Here is a 1733-nt window from a genome sequence, read left to right as displayed (position 1 = left end):
CCTGCCGCTGCCGCAGCAAGACCAGGACCGACATAAGGAATGCCAACTAAAGATTTGTATGCCGCTGACGCTGATTCATAAGCGTTAAGCATGATTTGGACACGCGCTGCGGTTTTACCAATACGAGCGGCGTTTTTGTTTTCACTGTTTTGTAGCTGAGAGATTTGACCGAGGAAGTTGCTCATGCCTCGAACGCGCTCTTGCATCAAGCGCTCTTCACGATACGCCCGTTTTTCAGCTTCGACTTTGGCCTTTTCTGTTTTGGCGTTTTCACTGCGAGCGAATGCATCGACAGAACGTTGCAGCGCCTCTTCTTGCTCTGCTTCAAACTCGGCTTGTGAGGTTCTAAAAAACTCTTTCTCGCGATCACTGTACTCGGTTTTTAATGCCTCCAAGGTATCAAAACCACGACGCTTCAACTCTTGCTCGGACACCTGCATTTCTTCGATGTCACGCAAGCGTTGCTCATGTGCTAACATGAGCTTTTCTCGCTCACTCGCGTACTGCATATCAAGCGATGCTAGGCGCGATGCGCCAGATGCCTGTGCTTGGTCAAGACTAGGATCGCTTTTTAGACGTCTAATTGGAGGTTGTTCTGGGTATTGTGGCTTATCACTTTTGCCATCTCTATTGAAACCTAGAACATCATCTTCATACTGGCGATGGTATTTATGTACCGTCTCTAATAGCGATTCATATTCTTGTTTGAGTTTATTTACTTTCGTTTCAGCTTTTTCGACTTTTTCGCTAAATCGCGAGTTAGCCATACGTGCTTGAACTTCAATATTTCCAACAGCGCTCTTTTCTGTTGCCTGCAAGCTCTCTAAAGCTTTTTGTGCTCTTTCTAACTCTATCCTTACAGTTCGTGCATCATCCTGAGCATCATGCTTTTTCTTTAGAATACCACTAGCGGTTTTAGGGTCGTCACTCATGCTATCTAATTTGGTACTCCAAAAATCGATAGCGATGGTTAACTTTTTAGTAACCCAATCAATTTGCTCACTAGCACCTAGAACGCCATTAGCAAAAGAACGTTGAAGTTTAAGACCAACATCTGTGAGCTTTTGGTCCATCTCTTTGAATTTCTCAATGTCATATTCCGACATGGAGACGTTCAAATCGTCGTACTTTTTGGTCAGCTCAAAGAGCTTTTGGCCTTGATTTTCAAGCAATGGCATCAAGGCCGAGGCATCGTTCGCGATACTCTCCAGATAAAATATCTGGCTTTTCATTGGAACGTTGGCTTGGTCCATCGCCGTTTTGATGGCAATCAACGCATCGGGACCCGACAGCTCTTGCAGCTTCTCAATGGTCAGTCCGACTGTTGGCGCGATGTTCTCCATGAAGTCAGCAAATTCACCACCTTCATTTTCGGTAAAGTCGCCCAGCTTATCGTTCACGTCCTTGAGAATATCAGCCATGTTTTCGCCGCTGATATTGTATTGCTCAGAGGCATACGCCAAGGCTTGTATTTGCTGGACCGATACCTGAGCAACGGTGGCCATCTTTTCGATTTCGCGCGCTTGTTGCGCCTGCTGCGTAATGAGGTAAGCCGTGGCACCTGTGACGGCACCAATGCCTGCCGAGACATAACCTGCAGCATCTAACACGCCACGACCTGCGTTTTTGGCGCGGTCTGCGGTTTGCTCTAAAGAACGGCTTAATGATAGGTTTGAGTCGTTCGCCGCTTTGGCTTCTTTGGTGTAGCCGCGCAGCATCTTTTTGGCGTAATC

General features: G+C 46.8%; 1 protein-coding gene. It reads right to left on the bottom strand.

The genetic code is table 11. The features are described from left to right. The coding region (locus R7Q11_RS24640; protein ID WP_225466818.1) for a hypothetical protein at window positions 1–1733 on the bottom strand (1733 nt) is incomplete at both ends.

Source organism: Vibrio sp. 970 (genome assembly GCF_033339075.1).
This window is presented reverse-complemented; position numbering and strand designations above follow the sequence as displayed.